This is a genomic window from Acinetobacter sp. P37, assembly GCF_057480965.1.
The window spans coordinates 1-22,637 of record NZ_JBLIYY010000023.1 but is presented as its reverse complement, the minus strand read 5'-3'; the positions used below and the strand labels follow the sequence as shown (position 1 = coordinate 22,637).

The 22,637-nt window shown below is 35.6% G+C and carries 18 protein-coding genes and 2 pseudogenes; 9 read left to right on the top strand and 11 right to left on the bottom strand.

All coding sequences use genetic code 11. From position 1 onward, the window contains the following. Positions 1–37: 37 nt before the first annotated feature. Positions 38–295: a hypothetical protein gene (locus AC25JC_RS15820; RefSeq protein ID WP_486924409.1), complete on the bottom strand. Its 258-nt coding sequence runs from the start codon at positions 293–295 to the stop codon at positions 38–40. Positions 296–638: 343 nt separating this feature from the next. Between AC25JC_RS15820 and AC25JC_RS15815 the strand changes: the two genes are divergently transcribed. The 5 genes from AC25JC_RS15815 to AC25JC_RS15795 all read left to right on the top strand — a co-directional run bounded on the left by AC25JC_RS15815 (position 639) and on the right by AC25JC_RS15795 (position 3,099). Then, positions 639–1,085: a hypothetical protein gene (locus AC25JC_RS15815; protein WP_486924408.1), complete on the top strand. Its 447-nt coding sequence runs from the start codon at positions 639–641 to the stop codon at positions 1,083–1,085. After that, complete coding sequence (locus AC25JC_RS15810; protein ID WP_486924407.1) at positions 1,085–1,522, top strand: hypothetical protein; 438 nt, start codon at positions 1,085–1,087, stop codon at positions 1,520–1,522. The genes AC25JC_RS15815 and AC25JC_RS15810 overlap by 1 nt, the downstream gene beginning before the upstream one ends. A gap of 67 nt (positions 1,523–1,589) precedes the next feature. Continuing rightward, positions 1,590–1,889, top strand: coding sequence for a hypothetical protein (locus AC25JC_RS15805; protein ID WP_486924406.1), 300 nt, complete (start codon positions 1,590–1,592; stop codon positions 1,887–1,889). A gap of 103 nt (positions 1,890–1,992) precedes the next feature. After that, positions 1,993–2,424, top strand: a complete 432-nt coding sequence (locus AC25JC_RS15800; protein ID WP_486924405.1) for a hypothetical protein — start codon at positions 1,993–1,995, stop codon at positions 2,422–2,424. 60 nt (positions 2,425–2,484) lie between these two features. Then, complete coding sequence (locus AC25JC_RS15795; protein ID WP_486924404.1) at positions 2,485–3,099, top strand: hypothetical protein; 615 nt, start codon at positions 2,485–2,487, stop codon at positions 3,097–3,099. A 550-nt stretch (positions 3,100–3,649) separates the two neighbouring features. Here AC25JC_RS15795 and AC25JC_RS15790 read toward each other — a convergent pair. Next, positions 3,650–3,763: pseudogene (locus tag AC25JC_RS15790) on the bottom strand (transposase domain-containing protein); the annotation flags it as partial. 70 nt (positions 3,764–3,833) lie between these two features. On the opposite strand from AC25JC_RS15790, the gene AC25JC_RS15785 reads away from it, so the two are divergent. From AC25JC_RS15785 to AC25JC_RS15775, 3 genes are all read left to right on the top strand, one after another. Continuing rightward, positions 3,834–4,939, top strand: a protein-coding gene (locus tag AC25JC_RS15785; RefSeq protein WP_486924403.1) for an IS3 family transposase whose coding sequence is annotated in 2 segments (ribosomal slippage) — positions 3,834–4,086 and positions 4,086–4,939 — 1,107 coding nt in all. Because the reading frame shifts where the segments join, the coding sequence is not laid out codon by codon here. A gap of 271 nt (positions 4,940–5,210) precedes the next feature. Continuing rightward, positions 5,211–5,477, top strand: a complete 267-nt coding sequence (locus tag AC25JC_RS15780) for a type II toxin-antitoxin system TacA family antitoxin (protein WP_286435225.1) — start codon at positions 5,211–5,213, stop codon at positions 5,475–5,477. Next, positions 5,467–5,955, top strand: a complete 489-nt coding sequence (locus tag AC25JC_RS15775) for a GNAT family N-acetyltransferase (RefSeq protein ID WP_019383654.1) — start codon at positions 5,467–5,469, stop codon at positions 5,953–5,955. The genes AC25JC_RS15780 and AC25JC_RS15775 overlap by 11 nt, the downstream gene beginning before the upstream one ends. A gap of 165 nt (positions 5,956–6,120) precedes the next feature. Here the strand turns inward: AC25JC_RS15775 and AC25JC_RS15770 are convergent. From AC25JC_RS15770 to AC25JC_RS15750, 5 genes and pseudogenes are all read right to left on the bottom strand, one after another. Continuing rightward, a pseudogene (locus AC25JC_RS15770) lies at positions 6,121–6,454 on the bottom strand (class I SAM-dependent methyltransferase); the annotation flags it as partial. A gap of 161 nt (positions 6,455–6,615) precedes the next feature. After that, on the bottom strand, positions 6,616–9,783 hold the full coding sequence (locus AC25JC_RS15765; RefSeq protein WP_486924402.1) for a site-specific integrase: 3,168 nt from the start codon (positions 9,781–9,783) through the stop codon (positions 6,616–6,618). Then, positions 9,780–12,125 carry a hypothetical protein gene (locus AC25JC_RS15760; protein WP_486924401.1) on the bottom strand — a complete coding sequence of 782 codons (2,346 nt, stop codon included), beginning with the start codon at positions 12,123–12,125 and terminating at the stop codon, positions 9,780–9,782. Before AC25JC_RS15760 ends, AC25JC_RS15765 begins: the two co-directional genes overlap by 4 nt. Positions 12,126–12,129: 4 nt before the next feature. Then, positions 12,130–12,507 carry a hypothetical protein gene (locus AC25JC_RS15755; RefSeq protein WP_486924400.1) on the bottom strand — a complete coding sequence of 126 codons (378 nt, stop codon included), beginning with the start codon at positions 12,505–12,507 and terminating at the stop codon, positions 12,130–12,132. Positions 12,508–12,773: 266 nt separating this feature from the next. Beyond that, a protein-coding gene (locus AC25JC_RS15750; protein WP_486924399.1) for an IS1 family transposase occupies positions 12,774–13,474 on the bottom strand; the annotation gives its coding sequence in 2 pieces (ribosomal slippage) (positions 12,774–13,396 and positions 13,396–13,474; 702 coding nt in all). A gap of 122 nt (positions 13,475–13,596) precedes the next feature. On the opposite strand from AC25JC_RS15750, the gene AC25JC_RS15745 reads away from it, so the two are divergent. Beyond that, the gene (locus AC25JC_RS15745; RefSeq protein WP_486924398.1) at positions 13,597–14,220 is read left to right on the top strand and encodes a metalloprotease; all 624 of its coding nucleotides are present in this window, start codon (positions 13,597–13,599) and stop codon (positions 14,218–14,220) included. Position 14,221: 1 nt separating this feature from the next. Here the strand turns inward: AC25JC_RS15745 and AC25JC_RS15740 are convergent, their stop codons facing one another. The 4 genes from AC25JC_RS15740 to AC25JC_RS15725 all read right to left on the bottom strand — a co-directional run. Then, positions 14,222–16,009 carry a CapA family protein gene (locus AC25JC_RS15740; RefSeq protein ID WP_486924397.1) on the bottom strand — a complete coding sequence of 596 codons (1,788 nt, stop codon included), beginning with the start codon at positions 16,007–16,009 and terminating at the stop codon, positions 14,222–14,224. Next, a complete protein-coding gene (locus tag AC25JC_RS15735) occupies positions 16,002–17,504 on the bottom strand; it encodes a glycosyltransferase (RefSeq protein WP_249681918.1) in 1,503 nt (500 codons plus the stop codon). The genes AC25JC_RS15740 and AC25JC_RS15735 overlap by 8 nt, the downstream gene beginning before the upstream one ends. A 9-nt stretch (positions 17,505–17,513) precedes the next feature. Then, positions 17,514–19,166, bottom strand: coding sequence for a poly alpha-glucosyltransferase (locus AC25JC_RS15730; RefSeq protein ID WP_486924396.1), 1,653 nt, complete (start codon positions 19,164–19,166; stop codon positions 17,514–17,516). A gap of 155 nt (positions 19,167–19,321) precedes the next feature. After that, positions 19,322–22,637, bottom strand: a 3,316-nt coding sequence (locus tag AC25JC_RS15725; RefSeq protein WP_486924395.1) for a BapA/Bap/LapF family large adhesin, incomplete at its 5' end; no start/stop codon positions are given.

Genomic DNA, 22,637 nt, shown 5'->3' with positions numbered 1-22,637 from the left:
GCTCATTGAAACGATATAAAGCACTTAAATTTTATATTTAAAAGCTTAACCAAATTGTATCACCTGTAGATGCGTACATAGCTTCAGCAGTTTCTTTCAACACATCTCTATCATCCATTTCTATTGATAATTCATCACATGCAGGATACCTACTATCGCTTGTAGAAGATAAGCTGGATTGAACAATAGACTCATCTTGCATAAATCTAGTTCTATCTTGCCTTAAAAGCTGTACACCACGGTAGCTAGCACGCATTTGATTTAATGCTTGAAGATGTCTTTCATTTGTAGTCATTATTACCTTTCTCGACATTAATTTTTTCCTTGATTTTTATCTGAAATTAAGATTAATAAATTATGACATAAATTAAAATTGAGTAATAATCCCGCAATACTTCATTAAAATCACACTGATCAAATAAAAATAAAACAATGTCTTAAAAATCAATCCTCTAAAAACTCCATGACATCTTGACCAGTTCTGACGATTTTCATAGGAGGTTGATTAGTTGCGTTTAGTATAGACCTGAGATCGTCACACTTTATCAAATGGAGCGTAAAACTCTGTCCTTACCCAGTTCGAACAGAAATATGCAAATTTGTATAGGGAGTTAGATAACGAAGGAACTAAGAAATTCTTGCGTTGGGATCAGTCGATTAAAACCACCAATATGCGCCGTATGTTGAAGCAATCAGCATTGGTTAGAGACAATAACTTTAAAGGCGGATTCAAAGAATACGCCAAAGAAATGGGCAAAATTGGTAAGTTTGCGACACAACTAAAGATAGCAGGCTATGTGTCTATTGGTGCAGATGTTGTAAGTTCAAGCGTAAAAGTATATGAGGCTGCACCAGAGGATAAAGCAAGAACAACAGTGGTTGAGACTGCTAAAGTTGGTACTGGTATTGGCTTAGGTGCACTTTCAACCGTACTGGTTATTGGTTTAGCTTCGGGTGGAACAGCATTAGTGGTAGTTGGTATAGTTGCTTTTTCTGCTGCACTTGCTACAAAAAGTGCATCAGAACTTACAGGATATGTTGTAGGTGAAGCCTATGACTATGTGGATGAAGCTAGGAATAAATAATGTTGGGAATTTTATTGTCCATGTTTGAAGATAGACCAGGTTTATTTATTAGTTTAATAGGTCTTTTTTTCTTTGTCTTACTATGGTTTTTTTTAATAATTCTCTATATTTATACCAATATTTATTTAAAAGGAATTTGTAAAATAGTATATAAGGATGAGAAGAGATTTAAAAGATTAATGGAACCCTTTGATTTTTTTTATTTGAGTATCTTACCCAGTGCATATTTGAAAGAGATATTAAATATAAAATTTAATACATCATTTAAAGCCTACTATGGGAATAATGTATATTACAAAATAGGTGACTCTCAGTTAACAGAGTTGTTGAGAAATTATCCAATGTTCTTTTATTTTCATTACTCTTTCATGTTGTCAGGTTTTCTCGGTATATGTCTTCTATTTTTGGGTGTAGGATTAGAGAAGTATATTTTTTAAATAAATTTTAGCGTTCTATTGAAAACCGAGTTAATGTCTCGGTTTTTTTCTTAAAATAGCAGGTTATGTGTCTATTGCTACGGATATTGTAGGTTCGAGCATAAAAGTGTATGAAGCTGCACCAGAGGATAAAGCAAGAACAACAGTTGTTGAGACTGCTAAAGTTGGTGCTGGTATTGGTTTTGGAATTTATGCAAGTTATTTAATTGTCGGACTGGCGACAGGTGGAACAGGATTAATTGTTATTGGTATTGTTGCTGCTGGAGCTGCTATTGCCGCTAAAGGTACATCTGGGATTGTTGGATGGGGTGCAGGAACGGCTTATGATGTTATTGAGGCTTTGTTGCATAAATATGTAAGCATCTGATTTAAATAAATTTAATTTTGGATCAAAAAACAATCAAAACTTTTAAAATCATATAGTTATGAAATCTTTGTGCAACACAGCCATGATAAAGTGGAAAGTATAAATGAATAAAATTATCAACTTATTGGTTTCAGATCATATATTTGCCTTGTTCGCTTTTGGTTTTATATTTATTCTTCTTTCTATATTCATGTATTTGGTATTTTATATATATTTAAATATTAATTTAAGGGGTGTTTGCAAAATTATATTTAATAATGAGAAAAAATATAGTAGTCCTTTAGAACCTTTTGACTTTATCGCCCTTAGTTTTCTACCAACTACTTTTTGGAGAGAGGTATTAAATATTAAATATAATAAATCTTTTAAAAAGTTGTATGGCAAGGAGTTTTATTACCAGTTAAATAAGGAGCAGTTAGTAGAGTTGCTTAGTGGGTATAGGTTTTACTTTATTTTTCAATATCTTATTTTTATTTCATCAGGTTTGGGATTATTGCTTTTAGTAGCAGGATATATTTTACAGCAAGATATTTAGATAAAGTATTGATTTATTGGGGGGAGGTAGATAAGAGACCTTTCAGATGCTGCCTTAGTAATGGCAGAAGAGAAAACCAGTCGAAAATATCGAATACATGGTGAACTCGCTCTAAAGTATGCTGAAGAACAAGCCAAAGGCTTAGGGTTAGCAAACCCTAAAAACTTTACCCAGTTCAAACAGAAGTATGCAAACTTGTATAGGGAGTTAGATAACGAAGGAACTAAGAAATTCTTGCGTTGGGATCAGTCGATTAAAACTACCAATATGCGCCGTATGTTGAAGCAATCGGCATTGGTTAGAGACAATAACTTTAAAGGTGGACTCAAAGAATACGCCAAAGAAATGGGCAAAATAGGTAAGTTTGCGACACAACTAAAGATAGCGGGTTATGTGTCTATTGCTACGGATGTTGTAGGTTCGAGCATAAAAGTGTATGAAGCTGCACCCGAAGACAAAGCAAGAACAACAGTTGTTGAGACTGCTAAAGTTGGCGCTGGTATTGGTTTTGGAATTTATGCAAGTTATTTAATTGTCGGACTTGCGACAGGTGGAACAGGATTAATTGGTATTGTTGCTGCTGGAGCTGCTATTGCCGCTAAAGGTACAGCTGAGATTGTTGGATGGGGTGCAGGAACGGCTTATGATGTTATTGAAGAAAATGTAAGCAAATAAGTATGGAAATTATACTAATTTTATTTAAAAAGATTCCATTCATAACGTTGGGGCTTTTATTTTTTATTTTGCTGTGGGTATTTTTCATAAGCCTTTATATCTATACCAATATTTATCTAAAAGGAATTTGCCAAATTTTATATAAGAATGAGAAACGATTTACAAGATTGATGGAGCCCTTTGATTTCTTTCATTTGAGTATGTTGCCCAGTGCCTATTGGAGAGAAATATCAAATATAAAGTTTAATACTTCATTTAAAGCTTACTATGGGAATAATGTATATCAAAAAATAGGTGATTCACAACTAAAAGAAATGTTGAAAAATTATCCCTTATTCTTTTATTTACATTATTTGGTTATTGTGTCAGGTATTTCAGGTACATTCCTCCTATTTTTTGCATACTTTTTAGAACAGTATCTTTAAAATTTAGAGTTCTATTGAAAACCGAGCTTAATGTCTCGGTTTTTTTCTGGAATGTGGCAGGTGAGCCTACAAACATAGTGAATGAAAAATAATTGTAAGCGTCCGCTGAACCCCATGCCTATTTTTTAATTTGAGTTGGATTTCCAGCGATGTGGCAGTAATTCTTCTATTTGGGTCGCTTTATGCGTCGGCAGCCTTTTCAGCACATCCCTTAAATAGGCATACGGATCCAAGCCATGGTAATCCCCCCTAAAAATAATAGGATCTAAAAGTAGAATTTTCTCTTAAGATACGAGCAGGAGATTCTGCATGAAAACATCTAAATTTACTGATAGCCAGATCATGTCCATTTTGAAGCAGGCTGAATCTGGGACACCCGTAGCTGCCCTTTGTCGTGAACACGGTATGAGTAATGCTACTTTCTATAAATGGCGTGCCAAATATGGTGGTATGGATACATCATTAATGGCTCGACTCAGAGAGTTGGAAGCAGAAAATACAAGACTTAAAAAGATTTATGCTGAGGAACGATTAAAGGCAGAGATCATCCAGGAAGCGATGTCAAAAAAGTGGTGAAGCCATCTCACCGGCGTCAGATGGCACAACAGGCAGTAGCACTGCATGCTATTAGCATTCGCCTAGCTTGCCGTGCATTTAGCATCAGTGAAACCTGCTACCGTTATCAGTCTAAACATAGTGATGATAATGCACTCATTGCGCAACAGCTCATTGAGCTGACAGAGGAAAACACCGATTGGGGTTTTAGTCTGTGTTTCTCTTATTTACGCCATGTTGAAAATTACGATTGGAATGAGGAGCACTGCTCCGCAAGGCGTGTTTACCGTATTTACTGTGAATTGGCATTAAATCTGCGCATTAAACCAAGAAGAAGGCTGAAAAGACATGCACCTGAACCACTGAAAGAGCCAATCCGTGCAAATCAGGTTTGGTCATTAGATTTCATGCACGATCAGCTTGCTGATGGTCGTAAGTTCCGATTATTGAATGTGATTGATGATTACCGTCGTGAAGGTTTAGCGATTGAGGTGGGGTTCTCATTGCCAGCAATGCGAGTGATTCGAACACTCAATCAGTTACTGGAATATCGGGAAAAGCCTTTAGTGATCCGATGCGACAACGGACCAGAGTTTATCAGTAACGAATTTGTACGTTGGGCAACCGAACAAGGTATTCGTATTGAATATATCCAACCAGGCAAACCACAACAGAATGCATATGTTGAGCGTTATAATCGAACCATACGTTATAGTTGGCTGAGCAAACATTTATTTGATACTTTGGATGAAGTGCAAGATTATGCAACAAACTCTTGCGTAGCAGTGCTACTCAGGCATTACAACCATGAAAGGCCACATCAAGCCAACAAAGGAAAGCCACCTCTCATGGCTGCTTAACCTCTACTTTTAACTTCGGTTATTTATGGGAGGATTACCCATAAGCGTCTAGCTGTAGGAATCACCCTCTTTTAAGGGGGAGGATGTCAATATTTCATCTTACTAATTTTTTGCGGATTCTTTTGTAAGCCTACCACTCATTCCTGTTTCTGGTAAACCAGTTATTTTCTAATCAAATATCCTCAGATCAGTACGAAAAATTTAACTCTTGATGCTACATCTTGATATGTTATAATTTGTACATCAAAATGATGTACTTATTGGTGAAGAAATGGCTAATTTAGCAACTGAACGAATTAATGTTCGTTCAACAGCAGATGCAAAGAATGTGATTGAGCAAGCTGCGAATTTATTAGGCCTCAGTGTAAGTTCTTTTATGCTGCAATCCTCCTTTGAACGAGCAAAAGACTTACTTAAATCTAACCATGAGTTGAAAGTAAATAATGCTGATCGTGATATGTTAATGAATTTGCTTGAAAATCCACGCCCAGCAAACGATGAAATGAAGAAATTAATGGGTTTATTAGATGAGAATTGAGATTTTACAAACTCATCACCAAAGAAAATCATTTAATTGTGGGCAAGATGACTTAAATAAGTTCATTAAACAATATGCGTCCCAACATCAGAAATCAGGGACAAGTAAAACGTATGTTGCTGTTGATCATGCTTCAAATGTGATAGGGTTTTACTGTCTATCTAGTACCTCTATTGGATTCGATTTAGTAGATACCGTACTCACCAAACGCTTACCTCGTTATCCACTCCCTTGTGTTGTTGTAGGTCGCTTTGCCGTTGATAAAGTGACTCAAGGGCAAGGAATTGGAAAAGTGCTTTTAGCACATGCTCTCAAACAAGTTTCAAAAGTTGCTCAAATTATTGGTGTAAATTTTGTTGTAATACATGCAAAAGATCAAAAAGCGATGGAATTTTATCAGCGTTTTGGCTTCATTTCTTTAACATCAAATCCATTAACATTAATATATCCAGTGAATGAAATTCCTAATTTTAATTAAAGTGGTCTACTAGGAATACAAGTAACTGGCAAACTATGAATGAGAATTGGTGACAGACCTATCCAATAATCTGCAAATTTTTCAAGATCTTGCTCTTCAACATGCTGATATGAAGATGAACTATTCATTAATGCAGCATGAATACATTTTAAAACATCAGAGATGTCTATTACGAGCACAATGTAGTAAAGAGGCACATGCCCAAATACCATCATATGTTTCATATTCTGCTAGTCATAAAAACTTTGATAACGTACTTTCAACCCTGTAAGTTCAGTCGCTTTTTTTACAAGTTCTTCAGAATAGTCAATCGCATCTACGTAATAGCCCTTTTTTCTAAAAGCCAAAGTATCCCGACCTGAGCCACAACCTAAATCTAAAATGTAGGCATCATGTGCTAATTGCTCTAAAAAGGTTGGTATAGTGCTTCCATATCCACATTCAAGGTCGACTTTATAAATTGATCAGCCTGTTTATTGTAATAATCTATTGTTTTCATTCAGTTGGATACATCTCAGCCATGTATATATACGATATCAGAGTTCGCTTATCATTGAGAAACGATTTTAACCTACAACTTCAGCGACGATATCGCTCGTCCCTTTCTATATTGATTTATATTCAATACAGCTTGCCTTAGACACATTAAAACAATTCATTTTAAATGCTCAATTTTTCTTGCTGAATCGCATGTATCAACATAATAAACGCAATACAAAGTGTCGTATTTTTATTGTTTTCATTGATAAAGCTTAATTTCACTTCACGACTTTTTTGTGACTTATCCGGTGGATCATTATCAACTTTTAGCTGCGTATCCTCAGGGAGTAAATACTTCAGTCCCGTAATCAGATGTTGAATGGACCAATCGACACGTGGCCTATTTTGCTTATCAAAACGATATTGAAAATGAATAAAGTTTTTTCTCAGCTTTCCATGTTCAATTAAAATACTCAAGGCTTCTAAAACCTGATGTTGAACCCGCTTTGGCAGTGCTGAAATCTCTACGCATTGCTTTGCTTCAAAACCTTTCTTTAAGGCTTTTTCATATAAGGAGATGAGTTCATCTTCACTAAAATCCTCATTATTTTGAGGCTTTTTTACCGCCATCCACTTAGTAGCGAGCTTTTTACTGCGTAATACCCAATCATGGTCCTCATAAGCTCTATATTTAATGTAATCATGGATGATGGTAGATACAGATACATTTTTACTTATTTTAGGCTGAACAGGTTTAACTGAATCCACTTTTTTGAGTGCATAAGTGGCATGATAAAAATCGAAATACTGGCCTTTTCGTATTATATGATTAAGATCTACAATTTCTGTGTTAGCACTTGTTAAGTCATTTTGAAGTATCAGTTTGATCGTGTCCCGATGAATTGTACAAGGCAAATGATAAATTCGATCTATCACCAACAAATCCAGCACATGTAGATAGTGAGATGCTGTTTGCTCTATGTTTGCATGCCCCATCCAGTCAGCTAGTAACCGCCACTTATGTTGTATGACAGCTTCATGCTGAATTGCAGTTTCTCCAAATAAATGCTGACGCATGACTTTACACCGGCTCCAAGTGTAATCCGTATAGGTCATGATCATCTCTTTTGAGCCTAACCAAGCGATTGCTAAATGATTCGCGGCACTATGTCTAAAGTTATGGAAAGTATAACCATGCCCTTCACCCAATATCTCATCAAAAATCACTTGGGTCATTTCACTAATATAAGCTTCACTTAAAATTTCGCCATCTTGGGCAAAAATCAATTTGTCCGCATGATTAGTTTTCGCTGGATTATGTGTAATACATTGTTTTAGATATTGCTGTACTAATGCCAACTCTTCATCGAGCATGACGGCGTTCAGATCAAGCTGACGCTTAGCGTTTTGGCTTTTGAGTTTCCGATAAACATTGTTACGTAAATTAAAACGGATCTGCACAGGTTTGGTCAGCGTATCATTACGCCAAATCAGTTCAGGACAAATGACCTCTGCCAATGTAAGTCCCCTAATTTCATTCAATCGCATCCCCAAACGAAATGCGAGTAAATACATGAGCTGTAGCTGAAAAAGATACGCTTGCTCTTTAGTTGTTTGACATTTTTCAATCTTTAAACTTAGTACCTGTTTAAGCTGATTGAACAATTTTGGGCTAATTAATTTGGCATGACAAAATTGTACACGATGATAATCATTGTATTGAAAGGTACCGACCTTAGGGACACGGTATTGTTTCATACAAAACTGATGAAATGCTTTAAGTCTGCCAAATGCATACTGTGCACGTCCGTGATTGGCCTTAGGATCAGTCTCACGTTTGGCTTGATCTCGATCATCAATACTATCTAGGATAGCGTCGTACAGTTCCTCACAATCTTCTTGATCCATGTTATCTATATCACCTGGGAACATATAGACATGGAATAAGTAATCTTTAGCGATACTACTTAAATACCGCTCGATGCTATTGAGTTTCATCTTTTGAGACTTAAGATGAAAAATCCAACCCAGTAGCCTGAGCTGTGCTTCTATTAGATTTTTTTCATACAGGCCAACGTGAGGCTTCTTTTCTTCTAGTCGCTTCTGAATGCTTGTCCATCTGATCCATTTCACACGTTCACTTTTACGCTGCCGTTTCTGACGCTTATCAACTTCAGTCTGTTCTTTTTCAAATAGCATCAATTCAAATGGAATTTCTTTGAGTTGCTGGTGAGCTGTAATTAAGTCTGGTACCGCCTTTTCTGTCTGTAGTGGTATATCCCGCTCAATATGTGTTAACTGCGTCTGCAAGATGTTGTGATCTAACCATGCTCTCGCCTGATCAATAGGTGTTAACGACACCGTTTTGAGACGACCTCGCATAACCTCGCTTAAGCACATATCTAAGCCCGAATAAGAGTCAAGCTCAATGGCTAAGTTTGAATGATCAAAAGGTGTAAGTGAACGAAGCTCTGCTAACTGTTTATCATTATGGCGTAGTAGTTTTTTCAGACCTACGATCTGATGACTCAAATCAATTTCTTTAGGTAATTTCCCTAATACAGTAGAGATAGACTCCAAAACGTATCGTTGCATCTGCTGATTCAAGGCTTGAGAGCCATGCTGTTTTATCCCTTGTATAAACAACTGTGCATAGGGATTAAGCCAAATATAACGCCACTGATACACCTGTCTATTTTCGATTTGATTACCATAAGCACGCTGTGGTACTCGATAATGCAGTGCGAGTGGTTGGATGATTGTTTTATATCCAGCATGATAAAGTTTAGTACAGATTTGGAGTTCATCTTTGACAATAGCGTTGACCAGGGTATTACCAATTGCTGTTAATTGACTTAGATCAGTACAGCCAGAGCAGTACATCAGACTTAAATAAAAATTCCCCCATAACCATTCCGGAGTAACTTCATCCTTGTATGGACAATTCCAATAGGATTTTAAGGCTATAGCAATATGATAATGTTTTTGTCCTTGCCGAAGATGTGATTCAGTACTACGAAGTTGTCTGGGTATAGGTTTTAGAAAAGTAGTTTTAGGCCATACTTTGATTGGATACGCATTCTTTGCTTGAGATAAATAGGTCTGACGCAAAGATAAAAAATATTTTTCAATAGCTTGAATATACGGTTTTTGAGTATCTTTCCGAGTAAATTTCTTCTGCTCTAAAAAACAAATAAATTCATCATAAAACTCGTACCACAAGGTATTTAGTGTGTTATCTAATAATTCAGGTCGGTCTCTTAAACTCTTAATCTGACTTTTCATTTCGGCAAATACAGAATCAACCTGAACCTGAATTTTTTGAATCAATGACTCATCTATACTCATGATAAGCCCTCAGATTGTAGTACTGAAATGTATGACAGATGCTCAATCTGCAATTGCTTAATCATGCGATCAATATTTTGGGTAAATTGATTGATATATTGTGGTAAAGATGCAGATGAATAGCGATAAAAGAGCTCCTGATTACGCTGATCATGTCCATAAACTGCTTGTATGACATTAAAAGCCAAACCTTGCTCCATCAACATATTCATATCAAAGTGTCGTAGCCAGTTATTATATAAACTGCTGAGTTGATGACCTTCAATATAGTCATTAATCCAACTTCGGTTAAGCGCAGCAATCTTAATTTTCTTACTTGCCCATTCCTCAGCAGTGGTCGGTAACGATTTCGGGTAATGGATCACTTGGCCAAACAAATCTTGCAATGTAATCTTTTTCCCAAATACAAATCGGAGGAGCTCTGCGTACTGCTGAGTGACCGTATTTAAAAATTGCGTATAACGTTTAAAAGCTTGGATAAAAAATGCTGGGAGCGGTATATAGCGACCATCTTTTCGTGATTGACTGTTTTGCTTATCATCTACATACAACAACTTTAGTTTTAAGTCGTAGTCACTATACTTTCCTAATAAGTTTTCCCGAGGACGGCGTGTTAGACACAATAAGCTGATATGCCACATCCAAGCACTATAGGCATTAATTCGCTCAATTATATGTTGATGTATCTGTATTTTATCAACGCAAATGGCATGTAATCGTGTAAAAAATTGACCAACATAATTTTGATTGAGTGCTAATTGGCTACCAAAACGTGATATAGACGCAGGTTCATGTTTAACAAACTGCTCTTTAAGCATTTCAATTTCTGTTTTCGTTTCTTCAACACTGAGTGTCTCTAAGTAGATCAAATAATGCTGATTCAATTCCGATGCGCTCACACCATTGTAGAAACTACTCGGTAGCTCATGGGTGCTATCTTTGCCCGATAGCACATGGGCAATATATTCATTAAAAGTACGGTGAAAAATATAGAAATACAGCTGGGCTTGGAGTTTCTCAACAGTAATTGAACCTAGCCCCTGATTCTGAGTCCATTTTTTGAGTCTTTGATTGATCTCTTGTACTGTAAGTACCTGTTGTGATCCATTCAAAATAAGATATTCAAACCAACTGCTTGATACATGGAGATCATGCGTCACTGTTTTATTCAGTTGGTGAATCTTTAAAGTTTCAACTTTTTGTTTTGTAATATCTAAATGTAATCTGAGTCGATACTCCGGCTTTTTAGAACTACCACCTTTAATAAGCACTCCCTCATCAATCAGTTGTTTATATTGAAGCAAATGCCTTGGTGATAAACCCGTCGCTAAACTCAATAAGCATGCTGCTGCAATCGCTGAATCTTGAGTAGGAGCATTATATAACTCACCCTTCAAAATATAGATAAGATGTTGAATCACATCTTTGCTCATGTAATTTGTGTTGGTTACAAACGGTTGTAGACGTCTTTGACGATGCCTCATCAAATGTTCACTATGATTGTTCAATACTGTATTAAAACGAGCTGTAGATTTAGATGTTGTATGTACAGCAATCCCCTCATCTATAAATTCAACATCTCCATCATCAGCATAAAAGATCTCCTGTCGAGCTTGAATATATGCTGGATATCCTTTAATAAGCTGTCTTTGTTCTCTCTTCTTTTGGAAACTTCTTAATTTTTTCTTTGTCGGCCAATCTGAAATTTTTATTTTTTTACGACGCGAGCGTTTTACAATCCTCCCTTGTTTTAATCGTTTAAAGATAATTTTTAAGTCATTTATATAATTTAGCACCTTAGTTTGAGTGAACTCGGGCAATTTTTGATTTATTTTATTCTTAAGGAAACTCTCCCAGTCACTCGTCACCTTGTCCTGTTCGAGTTCTAACATATATTCTATAAAGTATTCTAAGAGCCTTTTACTCTCGTATTTTAAAGAACTTTCTTCACTTTGTTGTAGAATTGATTTTGCAATATATCGAAATAAATCAAAAATTTCTTTTTGTTTAGCTTGGGAATCTGGGATAACGGCTAATTTTATATAAAGCGCTTCAACAAAATAACTCGTTCTCAAAATGAGGTATGACCATCCAGCATGGTCTAATACATCACCCGAAGCAAAAAAGCTTAAGGCTGCAACTCGATATTCTTCACCCAGTTTACGCGCTTTAATTATCTCGTGAAAAACCTTATGCGCAGTTTTTCCAAAATCACTAAAAGTCTGCTTATCACTTTCATCTAAATCATCAAATACAGCATGCGAAATAAACTTTGTTCTGTACTCTTGGTATTGTGTTAAAAAGAGATCTTGTCTCCGTTCTCTCTTTTTTTGAACTTCCATTCGTTCACTCTTGCTCTGCATTGATTAAAGTTGAAGTCTCGATCATACCAAGCTGCTTCTTAGAACATTTCTCCATGACTTTTTGTCTCGTTTCATCGTTACGTATGTCAAAAAATTCAAGTAGTAGTGGTGTAGTGAGTTCCTTACGTGTATTAAAAATTTCTAATGCCATTTTTGAATCGATATATTTTTCCATATCGCAAATAAGCTGAATCTGCGGAATATATTGGACATTTGCACGTACTGCTCTATCTGTTTTCAAAAGTTCTAAAATACGATGCCAGAGTTTTACATAAATTTTTTTAAAATTATTCTGCTTACTCTTGTTGTTGCCTGGCCTGATTTTTTCTAGTTGTTTCAGCTTAGCTTTGATGTATTCCAAGTCTTCTGTTTTGGTTGATAAGGGTAGAACAAATTGATAAAAAAATACGAGAGTATTTTTATCGTTTGATCAAAACTCATGACAAAATTAGGTCAAAATATTAATACAAATAGTTATAACACTTTTTTATTTTTTATTTCACAAATCAAAATAAAGTTAGTAAGCATTTGTAATAAAATATCTTTTTAAATTTTATTCTTCCAATTTTTTATAGTTTTTAGTTATTCTAATTTAAAATCGGTGGTGTTTCAAAAAGTATGCTGGCGTTAAACAAATCCGTTATTAAGGTAAAAGAAAGTCAAATCAAAGGCTTTAAAATGATTTTCGAGCTTTTTAGAAAAGTTGCAACTTCTCCTAAATCCACGCCTGATTCGATGACGAATTCTACAATTGTTACCTTCAATACCGACGGTAAAAAACTTACCGATCACTTGCTTGCAACATTGAAATGCTGTGATAAAACTATCCCAGTGATCACTCTCAATTCGAGCATATTGAACCCCAAGCTTTTTAAGTCTAGCTCTAAGACGTTGAACCGTTGCTAAATCCCGCTTACCCCAAACATAAGCAACAATTTCTCCAGATTCTCGATGGTAGGCATAAATAAGCCATTGTTTATTTTGCTTATTCCCTACAAAAGTCCAAAGTTCATCGACTTCAAGACATTCGTAGTGACTTTGTTTAGGCTGAATCTGATAGATCGATTCACTTAAGGTTCGTAATACCTTGCCAATTCTGATACGCTCGACTTCAGCAATATCTCTTACACCGCTTCCTCTGACCATTAAATGTAATATCTTGCCGGTAATACCTGAGTTACACCCTTGATAGCTTAATGCATGATCACCAATAAACTGACGTTTGCAATCTTTGCACTGATGGTTTTGTTCCCATCTACTTTGATGCCATTTCTCTTTATATTGTTACTTAGACAGGTAGGACATTTGATTTGTAGCGTTATTTTCATACCTCTATTTTATCAAAAGCCATATTGTTCTCAGCATACTTTTTGAAACACCACCGAAAAATAATATGATTAATATGAAAATACTAGCAACTATTCCTCTATTCTTTCTTGGAGAATGTGCGATGGCACTTCCCATTATTAAAGTAAATTTTGTATTTTCAACTAACCACGTTGAAGCCCAAAAATTTGATAACCTAAGCCAAATCAAAAAAGAAGTAGATATTTTAAATCGCTATTTTGTCACTGAGAAAAATCAACCCATTTTTAAATTCGAGTTAAATAAATACATTCCATATCAAAAATTCAAACAATTAAACTGCAAACTCAGCCATCTTTTAGAAAGCCCTAAACCTATGGAACGACCGGCACTTATTAAAATTTTCCGGCAGTGCTTTCCATCAAAGAGTAAAGAAGCTGAAGTTTATATATTTATTTTTGATAGCTACAGCTCAAAATCAGGATTTAAGGCAGCAGATAGTTGGGGCTTTCATAACAATGGACGACCTATCATACTACTTGATTGGGAGCGACTAAATTACAACATTCAAGCTGCTCTCCCCCATGAAATGGGACATGCCTTTGGTTTACGTCATGTTTGTGTTAAAGGTGCAAAATTTAAAGACACCACTAACTTGATGGCAAGTAAAGGTGGCTGTGACGGCAGTGGTGGGCAACGTAATATAGGCTTTAATGATCAACAAATTCAGATCATTAAAGAACATTATCAAAAATTAAAGTCCCGCTAAACTAGAGAATTTTTTTCTCGAAATAATAGGGCCATTGCGCGCGGTTAATAGCATTAAAATCGATATCTCCATAATAATCAGCCACTTGATTAAAATCATCTAATTGTACAAAATCGGGTTGCCACATGGTTTCACGGTTATTAGATTGAATTGGCAATAGGCGTAGATTTAAACTATCTTTCTCAAAAATCAATTGTGCAATCATGCCAAATGGCAAAGCATCTGGATAACCATCATATTCACCATCGCTATTAAAAATACCATTACCTAAACTATAAATAACGGTTGAATCTTGGATCGTTTCCATCGACTGTAAAGTATGAGCACCATGACCTAGAATCAAATCTGCCCCCTGTTGAACCAATCGGTTTGCGAGTGTTTTTTGATAGGCTTGAGTCGGTAAGAAATCTACTCCCCAATGTGCCAACACCACAATAAAATGCGATGGATATTTTTGCTTTTCTAATGCAACTGCTTCATACAACACACTTTCTAAGGTCGCAACACCAGAAGAAGAAGGTGTGGCATAAAATTTAAATATTTTTTCGTTAGTGGCTCGATGCCAATAGCCAGAATAGAAAGAAATAATACGACCATTAATCTGAATTCTCATGGGCGTGCATGCTTCAAACTCATTTTCTCCTACTCCTACATAATGTATTTGCGCATTTTGCAACGTTTTTAGTGTATGTGTGATACCTACTGCACCAAAGTCAGCAGTGTGGTTATTTGCTAAACATAAATAATGAATATTGGCTTTTTTAAGCGCATTGACTGTTGGTACATCCTGTGCACCCAATATAAATTTTTTCAATCCAACCAAGGGAGATTGAATTTGATTATTTACAAAACATGCTTCGTGATTGGCTAGATTAATATCGGCTGCATTTAAAAAAAAGTTTAGTTTTTCAAAGCTATAGTCATAGCCATGATTCAATAAAGGATCAAATACTTTTCGTTTACGACGTCGCTCAGTGTAATATTCACCTAAATAGGTATCGCCAATAATATTTACAATGGCACGATCTTGATTGAGGGTAGTCACTACATTTAAATCAGAAATAAGTCGATCCAGCCCTTCATGGCCCAATAAGTGCCGTTCAATCACAGAATCTTGTTGAAAACTACTCTCGATTCCCTGTGTAATGACAATCGTAAAATCAGATGATGTATGCTTTTGCCATGCTATGGAAATATTAAGAAAGCTGAAAAAGTAAGTAACCTTGCCTTGATCGAGTAAAAATGTTGGGCTTAGAAAATTTCTAGCTTTATATGCAATTTTACCCAGCGTTAAAATTTGCAGATAAAAAGGATTAATTTGAGTCATTAATTCAGCGATTTTAAGCACATCATTTAAGGTATATTGCTGAATAAATTTTGAATTCTTTTTACCTGAAAGATTTTTGGCACTATTTGGACTCAAGTTATGTTTTTTTATTAACTCTTCAAAATAATGGCTCATGCGCTTTTGGGTCTTATTATAAACATGCTGAGCCAAAAGAAATAGAGAATCTACACCCGCTGTTACTTTGTAATGCATTAATACTTGTAATAAATTGACTTTATCATGTAATGCATAACCAACAACACCTCGCCCTCTTTCTTGGAGGGCCGTCTCTGTAATCTCAACGCTATCATCCAAACTTAACTTACGTTCATCTAATAACTTATAAACTACATAAAGCACCAAAAGTGGACCTAGCCCTTCATTTTGGTCAGAAAAATCGACGTATTGGGGTTTGGAGTGCGGCAATAACACACCATTTTTTTGTACTAAATAGTTATACATAACTCAACTCCAACAAATGATCTAACCATTTCTTTTTATAGCCATTCAAATCATATTTTTTCGCCGACTTAATCGCATGGGTTCTCATATGTGGGTTTAAGTAGCATTGCTCGATTGCAATAGCTAAGGCTTGAATATTTTCATTTTCAACTAAAACACCAGAAAGATTTTGTTCAATTAGTGCATTTGGACCATACTTAATATCGTAGGCCACTACAGGCGTTCCTACACTTAAACTATCCAAAATTCCAATACAGAAACCTTCTATTGTACTCGTCACAACAGAGACATGTGCATTTCGGATTTTGTCCGAGATATTGTGCACATAGCCTTTGAAATGTACATTCGTCTCTAAGTCGTGATCATCTACATATTTGCGAATTTCTTTTTCATATATAAAGTTATCTCTAGAGTCACCAAAACCATAAAGATCAAGCTGAATTTCAGGGTACTTTTCTTTTAAAATTTCAACAGCCTGAATAATATGATGAAGTCTTTTTTCTACATAATATCGCCCTACAGAAATGACGTTGAATGGGGATGCTACGGCATTGACAGTGAGTTCAGATTCTATGTGGGCAAATGTCGGAGGAATCACCCAAATTTTTAATTCTGAACCAAAACGTGCCCAAAGATCCTGCCGCTGTTGCTCTGTGGATACAATATAACCGTCAAATTTATTTGTTTCTGCTAAAGATATTTTGTAATTGGAGTTAATTCGCCCGTCTCCCATCTTCTGAGGATTACTGACATGCACGCTATGGAAAATCGAAATTAACTTAAATGCAGGAGACTTTAACTCCACTAAAATATGATTATAAAGTCTGTTTTTATCGACATAAAAAACGGGCTGCTTATAAGAGGTAATAATTTTTTGAAACCAATGCTTAATCCACTGATCACGATCTTGAAAAAAACAAGATGAACCATTGGATTCTTTTAGACTTAAATAACTAAGCTGATTATCTTGGGTGTAGTGCTCCTCTAAAACCACAATCCCCTGCTGATTATAGTAAAGACATGATTTGACTTGGTTTTTCTCTAAATAGATTTCTTTAGATAAATAGCCTGACTCCGTATACAAAGCTCGCTTGAATTTCGTTCTCGCTTTATCAAAATAATTAATGTATGAAATATTCCCATTTGAGAAAAAGTGGATATAAAATAGGTAATTCCCATTTATATATACTTTTACATCTGTATTAGCATTGTTTTTTTCTAGGGTAACCTCTCCTGCAATATGACTCAAATAATCTTCTAAAGTATTTGATCTCAAAGCAGCAAAAATTAAATATTGGTAATCGTCATATAAATTCAGAAAACTATCGGCTCGAATATGATGGATATTTAAATTCTTTAAATAATTAGCGTTGTAATTTAAGGTTACAATCTTATGCGCTAAACTACAGCTATCAAAAACATGTTTTCTTTTTAAAATCGCATGCTCAATACCGGTTAGCTTTTCCCCAATTCCTGCACTTAGAAAAAAGAACATTATCAACCTCTAAATAAAATAATTTAAATAAGCCACATACCCAGATAAATTATGTTCCTGATCATCGATACGTGTTCTAAAACGATCATGCCTTACATAAAATGCATTAAGAATTTTTTCAGGCTTAGCCATATACATTGCCATTTCAGGATAAAAGTACCCTGTTGCTCTTTGAAATTCGACTCGTAGTTCTATTAAGTCTTTTAGTTCATCGAATTTAGCCATATTAACTAAATTGGTAAATCCTTGCTCTTTTAATCGCACCACCATCTTATATGCAGACATCATCATTTCTAAAAATGTTGCATATGCTGTTTTACGATTTTTAATAAAATCCATGTGTTTTAAATAGTTATTTAAACCGAATTCAAAATACTTTTTTTCTGGGCAAATCTTAGTTAACTCATTGGTACAATAACTTAGCCAATGATCATGATACTTATCATATTTTTTAGTAATAAAATGCTCAAACATTAATTTAACAGTTTCAATCAAAATTGGGTTTTGATTAATTTGATAGAGTCTGAGTAAACCTAAAGCAGCTTCCCCATCATAATAAACAATTCTGAACTTTTCTTTGACTGCAAGTGATGGGAAACTTAATACATGTGTCGTCTCCCCTTTACCATCAATCATAAAGCGAATGCCTTCAGCAAGCATTTCGGCATACTTTTGGTATTTTGAGTCGCCAATAATTTCCTGATATTTAGCAAACATAAAAATTGCAGCGGCATTTGAACCTAGTTTAATTTCTAGATCAGGTTCATTATCATCAATCATAAAGGCTTTTCCATCTACCTCTTTATATAAATGATCAATGGCATACTGCATAGCAGTTCTAATTTTCGGTAGATATGTTTCATTATAATTGACTTCAAGTGTTTCAAGTAAGGCATATATGGCAGTACAGTGACGGACTGTATTATAACTTTTAATTTCCCGGTTATAGGCAGGGAAATAGCCATAAACCAGCCTCCCACTCTCTAAAATTTCATTATGTAAAAACTTGGCATTATTTAAAACAAGTTCTTTTATATGTTCTTTTTTATTACCCTTTAATATACGTATACCATTTTCTGGACCCGTAGATATTAAATCTATCAATTGGTTGTTTTCAAAAAAAACAGCTTGTGTATCAAACACCCAGACTTTTTCAATTTTATTTAGTGAATAATTTGGCTTAACATTGGTATATTTTTTTCTAATAGCATCATTTAAATTTTTTTCATCAAAAAAATTGGGTTCATTATATACAACCCCTCGAATAATTGCTTTTGCATAAATCTCTTGCTCCAAAAAGCAAATACTTAAATTTTCATCAAAAGCAATTCCTTTTCGATAATGATTATTATGTTTTTGCTCACTTACTTCTTTAACAAGATCTGTCCATTTTCTTTCTTCAATATTTTTTGCAAAGTCAAACTTTAAAAATTCAGGAAGCCGATTATTCTTTTCATATAATTTATCGATAAAATTCAGAGTTCTTTTAACTACTTTATCGTAATTTTTATCCGCTGTATTCCAAACACGACAGCGTATACTTTTATCTCCATATGAAAAAAATACACTATAAAAATCTTGCTGATTCTCTCTTAATGAGAATAACCAATCTGTTAGTTTTATTTTAAATCCCTGCAGATCATTATATTTAGATATAGCCATATTGCTCTCATACTTAACCCTGCCAATCAGCCTTATTGTATATTATTTAATATTTCATTTACAGGTATAACGCTTATAAAAATAATATTAAAGAATATAGAATAAAAAAGAGGGTCTCTAGAGACCCTCTTTTTCATTACTCAGATAAAATTTAATTAAAATAAATGACCGTTATTAATTAAGTCATCTAACAATGTATCTGTCTTCTCCACCCCAACCAAAGTTAAGAATGATTCTGACTGATAGCTAGTACCAGCTGTACCGTCGCGGTCAATATTCAAGACGACATTACCTTCTGCATCTTCAGTTAATGTAATGGCATCAGCAAGTGTTGTGCCTTCACTCAGTAAATCACTCACCTGGATCTTATCACCTTCTTCCATACTGAAGTCACTCCAAACATCGTGACCATTACCGCCAACATTATCGTCAGCTAATAGATCGAAGATGACAGTGTCACCACCTGTTCCCATAGTAAAGCTATCATTACCTGCTGAACTATCCACACTATCAGCATGTTCAGATGCAGTTACGGTTTTGCCAACATTGATTTCTAGGATCGCTGTTTCGATTGTTCCTACCTTAGAAGTCGTCTCATAGACAAACTTCTCAATGCCGTATACACCACCTTTAGGGGTATAAGTGTAACTACCGTCTTTTCCAATAACCAATGTACCGTAATTACCTTCAACTGTAATAGTTTGAGCACCTTGATTAGGATCATTGACAAAAACAACTTTGTTGCCAAAGCTCAACGTATCAAGTATTTGAATACCTTCATCATTGGCAAACAGAGCACCTTTGATTTCTGGTAATTCAGTTGTTATGTACTCTTCAGAGTGAATGATCTCATCTGTCACAAAATGGATACTCTCTAAGTTACCATTTTGCGCAGTAATATCTAACTTATACTTTCCTTCAGGCAAATTGTCTAAGGTAAACTCAAGCGCTCCGTCCTTCCCTCTTGCCGCTTCAACACGATCAGAATATATCTTTCCTGTTGTCGCATTCGTTAATGTATAAGTCAGAACAAGATAACTACCTAGAGGACCTATAATAGTTGGACTACCAGTAATTTTGAGTGTTACGCCTGCATCTAAATCATGTTTCGCTACGTCAAATTCTTTTGTATAAGATTTTCCATAGTCACCGATTTTATCTACTTCGTTATACTCAATCTTCGACACCTTGTTCGTTTCAGACACAGATACAATATCAAAGTCATCCTCAGCAGAATGCGTACCCACTTTAATATTCAGGTACTCAACAGTAGTTTTACCATTTTCATCCTGCATCACCAATTTAAAGCGATCAACTTCACCATAAGGTGGTTTCCAGTCGAGAGGAGCATTATCTGGTTTTTCAACAGTATAGGTATAGGTTCCATCAGAAGAAATTACTAACTTACCATATTCACCCTGAATGACCGTTTCTTTACCAACTTTTAGATTCTCTCCATCTACTTTCAATAAAATGATTGAGTCTTCTGGCGTTGCATCACCCTCTACAGTTCCAGTGAATTTGGTTGGACTTCCATAATCATAAACTGTTTCATGATCGACATATAATCCAGCACCGGTTAGTAATCCCAGACCTCCAGAGCTCTGTAACAGTGCTTTATATTCACCTTCACCAAACTGTAAAGTCAATTGTTTAGATACTCCACCTAACAAAACAGCCATAAACCAGTCTTTTTGAACATGGACTTGATTATAGTTGCCTGTTGCAGGATCTAATTTATAGATAAAGAGATCATAGCCAACGCCTACAGCTGCACCGCCAGCACTACCATGGAATGTTAGCTCTTTAACTTCGTTTTCACCAACATTAAACTCCATTGCACCAGCACCACCTAAGGCTTCTGCACTTAAAATAGGTCCTAACAAACCTATATCAATCACTTTAAAGCCGACAGCATCTGCAATAGAACTTTTATCAGAATCAAACGCAATGATAGGATCTACATCTAGAATAACCGTATTATCAATTTCAATACGATCCTCTTTTGCTGTCAGATCTAATTCAAAGGTTAATTCAGCTTCAGAGACTTTTCCTGATGGCGAAGTAACGCGATAAGTAAATACATCTTTTTCACCATAGCCGCGGAAATCTTCATTTACAGTATAAGTATAAGAACCATCCGCTTTAACAGTCAGGGTACCGTACTTACCTTCAATCTGAATTTCACCGCTAGTGGAAGTACTTACCCATTCGCCATCTTCTGCTTTAATTTGGGTAACGGTACTACCCGCTGGTACCTCATCACTACCATACTCAGAATCATCATCTGTAATCATATTTCCTTGAGCAGAACCAGAAATACTTTCAGCATTGGCATAATCCAAAACGACATCTTTAGTAAAGTTGAGACCATATCCAGTCAATGCTTGGATACCTTCACCACCAGCCATCACAAACATCCATTTCCCTTCTGTCAAAGTGAAATCTGTTTCTTTTGACTTTCCTCCAAGTAAATAAGAAATAACCCAGTTCTTTGTAACTGATTGTTGTTCCCACTGCCCTGTACTTTCGTTAAGTTTATAAACATACAGATCCATCGTGGCAAGGACTTGAATACCACCAGCATCACCATACATAGTGACTTCACGAACCTGGTCTTTACCTACTTCAAGTTGAACTGAATTTTTTATAACATCAGCCAATACATTCAAGCCCAGTACAGGTCCAAGCCCTACATTTGCAACAGTAAAGCCCTTCTTATTTAAATCACTCGGAGTTTGGTTTTCTTCTCTAGAAGGTGTGGCATCCAAGATTACGTCAACATTATTATCTACCGCCCCAAAGATCTCATCAACACCAACAATGATATCGACTGGTGCTGATTCATTACCTGCTTCATCTGTGGCAGTGACTTTAAGCTCGCTTCCGCGCTCTAATGCCGGACTAAACTCATAAGTTACATCACCATTCGCATCCGCTTTAATCTCTATTGGATTACCGTTGCTATCTAGCATTGGATTACCTTCAGAATCATAAAGTTTTACAGTTGCATTCGGCTCCGTTTTCACAGTTAAAATAGAATAACTATCATCAATCGCAACTTCAGGTGCATCTGGCGCGATCGTATCTTTATTACCGGTAACTTCTGTAGGTTCAGATGTATTACCAGCCTGATCTTTCGCAGTGACATCGACGACCTCACCATCCGTTACCGGACGCTTAAGCTCAATAGCAAAGTCACCATTTTCATCTGCAGTACCCGTACCAATAACGTTACCATTTTTGTCGGTTACATCTACAGTTGAACCAGCTTCCGCTTTACCGCTAACAGTTAAACCATCTTCACCCATTACAACATCGGTTGGGACTGCAGGTGCAATCGTATCTTTCTCGCCCGTGATTTCTACAGGCTCAGACTCATTACCAGCTTCATCTTTTGCAATAACGTCAGCAGTGTTGCCATCTGTTAATGCAGGGCTGACTGGAACAACAAAGTCACCATTTTCATCA

What these genes read in the sequence shown, in the direction of transcription:
- AC25JC_RS15820 (WP_486924409.1), bottom strand. Translation starts at nt 295, where the DNA reads ATGACTACAAATGAAAGACATCTTCAAGCATTAAATCAAATGCGTGCT.
- AC25JC_RS15810 (WP_486924407.1), top strand. Translation starts at nt 1,085, where the DNA reads ATGTTGGGAATTTTATTGTCCATGTTTGAAGATAGACCAGGTTTATTT.
- AC25JC_RS15800 (WP_486924405.1), top strand. Translation starts at nt 1,993, where the DNA reads ATGAATAAAATTATCAACTTATTGGTTTCAGATCATATATTTGCCTTG.
- AC25JC_RS15795 (WP_486924404.1), top strand. Translation starts at nt 2,485, where the DNA reads ATGGCAGAAGAGAAAACCAGTCGAAAATATCGAATACATGGTGAACTC.
- AC25JC_RS15780 (WP_286435225.1), top strand. Translation starts at nt 5,211, where the DNA reads ATGGCTAATTTAGCAACTGAACGAATTAATGTTCGTTCAACAGCAGAT.
- AC25JC_RS15775 (WP_019383654.1), top strand. Translation starts at nt 5,467, where the DNA reads ATGAGAATTGAGATTTTACAAACTCATCACCAAAGAAAATCATTTAAT.
- AC25JC_RS15765 (WP_486924402.1), bottom strand. Translation starts at nt 9,783, where the DNA reads ATGAGTATAGATGAGTCATTGATTCAAAAAATTCAGGTTCAGGTTGAT.
- AC25JC_RS15760 (WP_486924401.1), bottom strand. Translation starts at nt 12,125, where the DNA reads ATGGAAGTTCAAAAAAAGAGAGAACGGAGACAAGATCTCTTTTTAACA.
- AC25JC_RS15745 (WP_486924398.1), top strand. Translation starts at nt 13,597, where the DNA reads ATGGCACTTCCCATTATTAAAGTAAATTTTGTATTTTCAACTAACCAC.
- AC25JC_RS15740 (WP_486924397.1), bottom strand. Translation starts at nt 16,009, where the DNA reads ATGTATAACTATTTAGTACAAAAAAATGGTGTGTTATTGCCGCACTCC.
- AC25JC_RS15735 (WP_249681918.1), bottom strand. Translation starts at nt 17,504, where the DNA reads ATGTTCTTTTTTCTAAGTGCAGGAATTGGGGAAAAGCTAACCGGTATT.
- AC25JC_RS15730 (WP_486924396.1), bottom strand. Translation starts at nt 19,166, where the DNA reads ATGGCTATATCTAAATATAATGATCTGCAGGGATTTAAAATAAAACTA.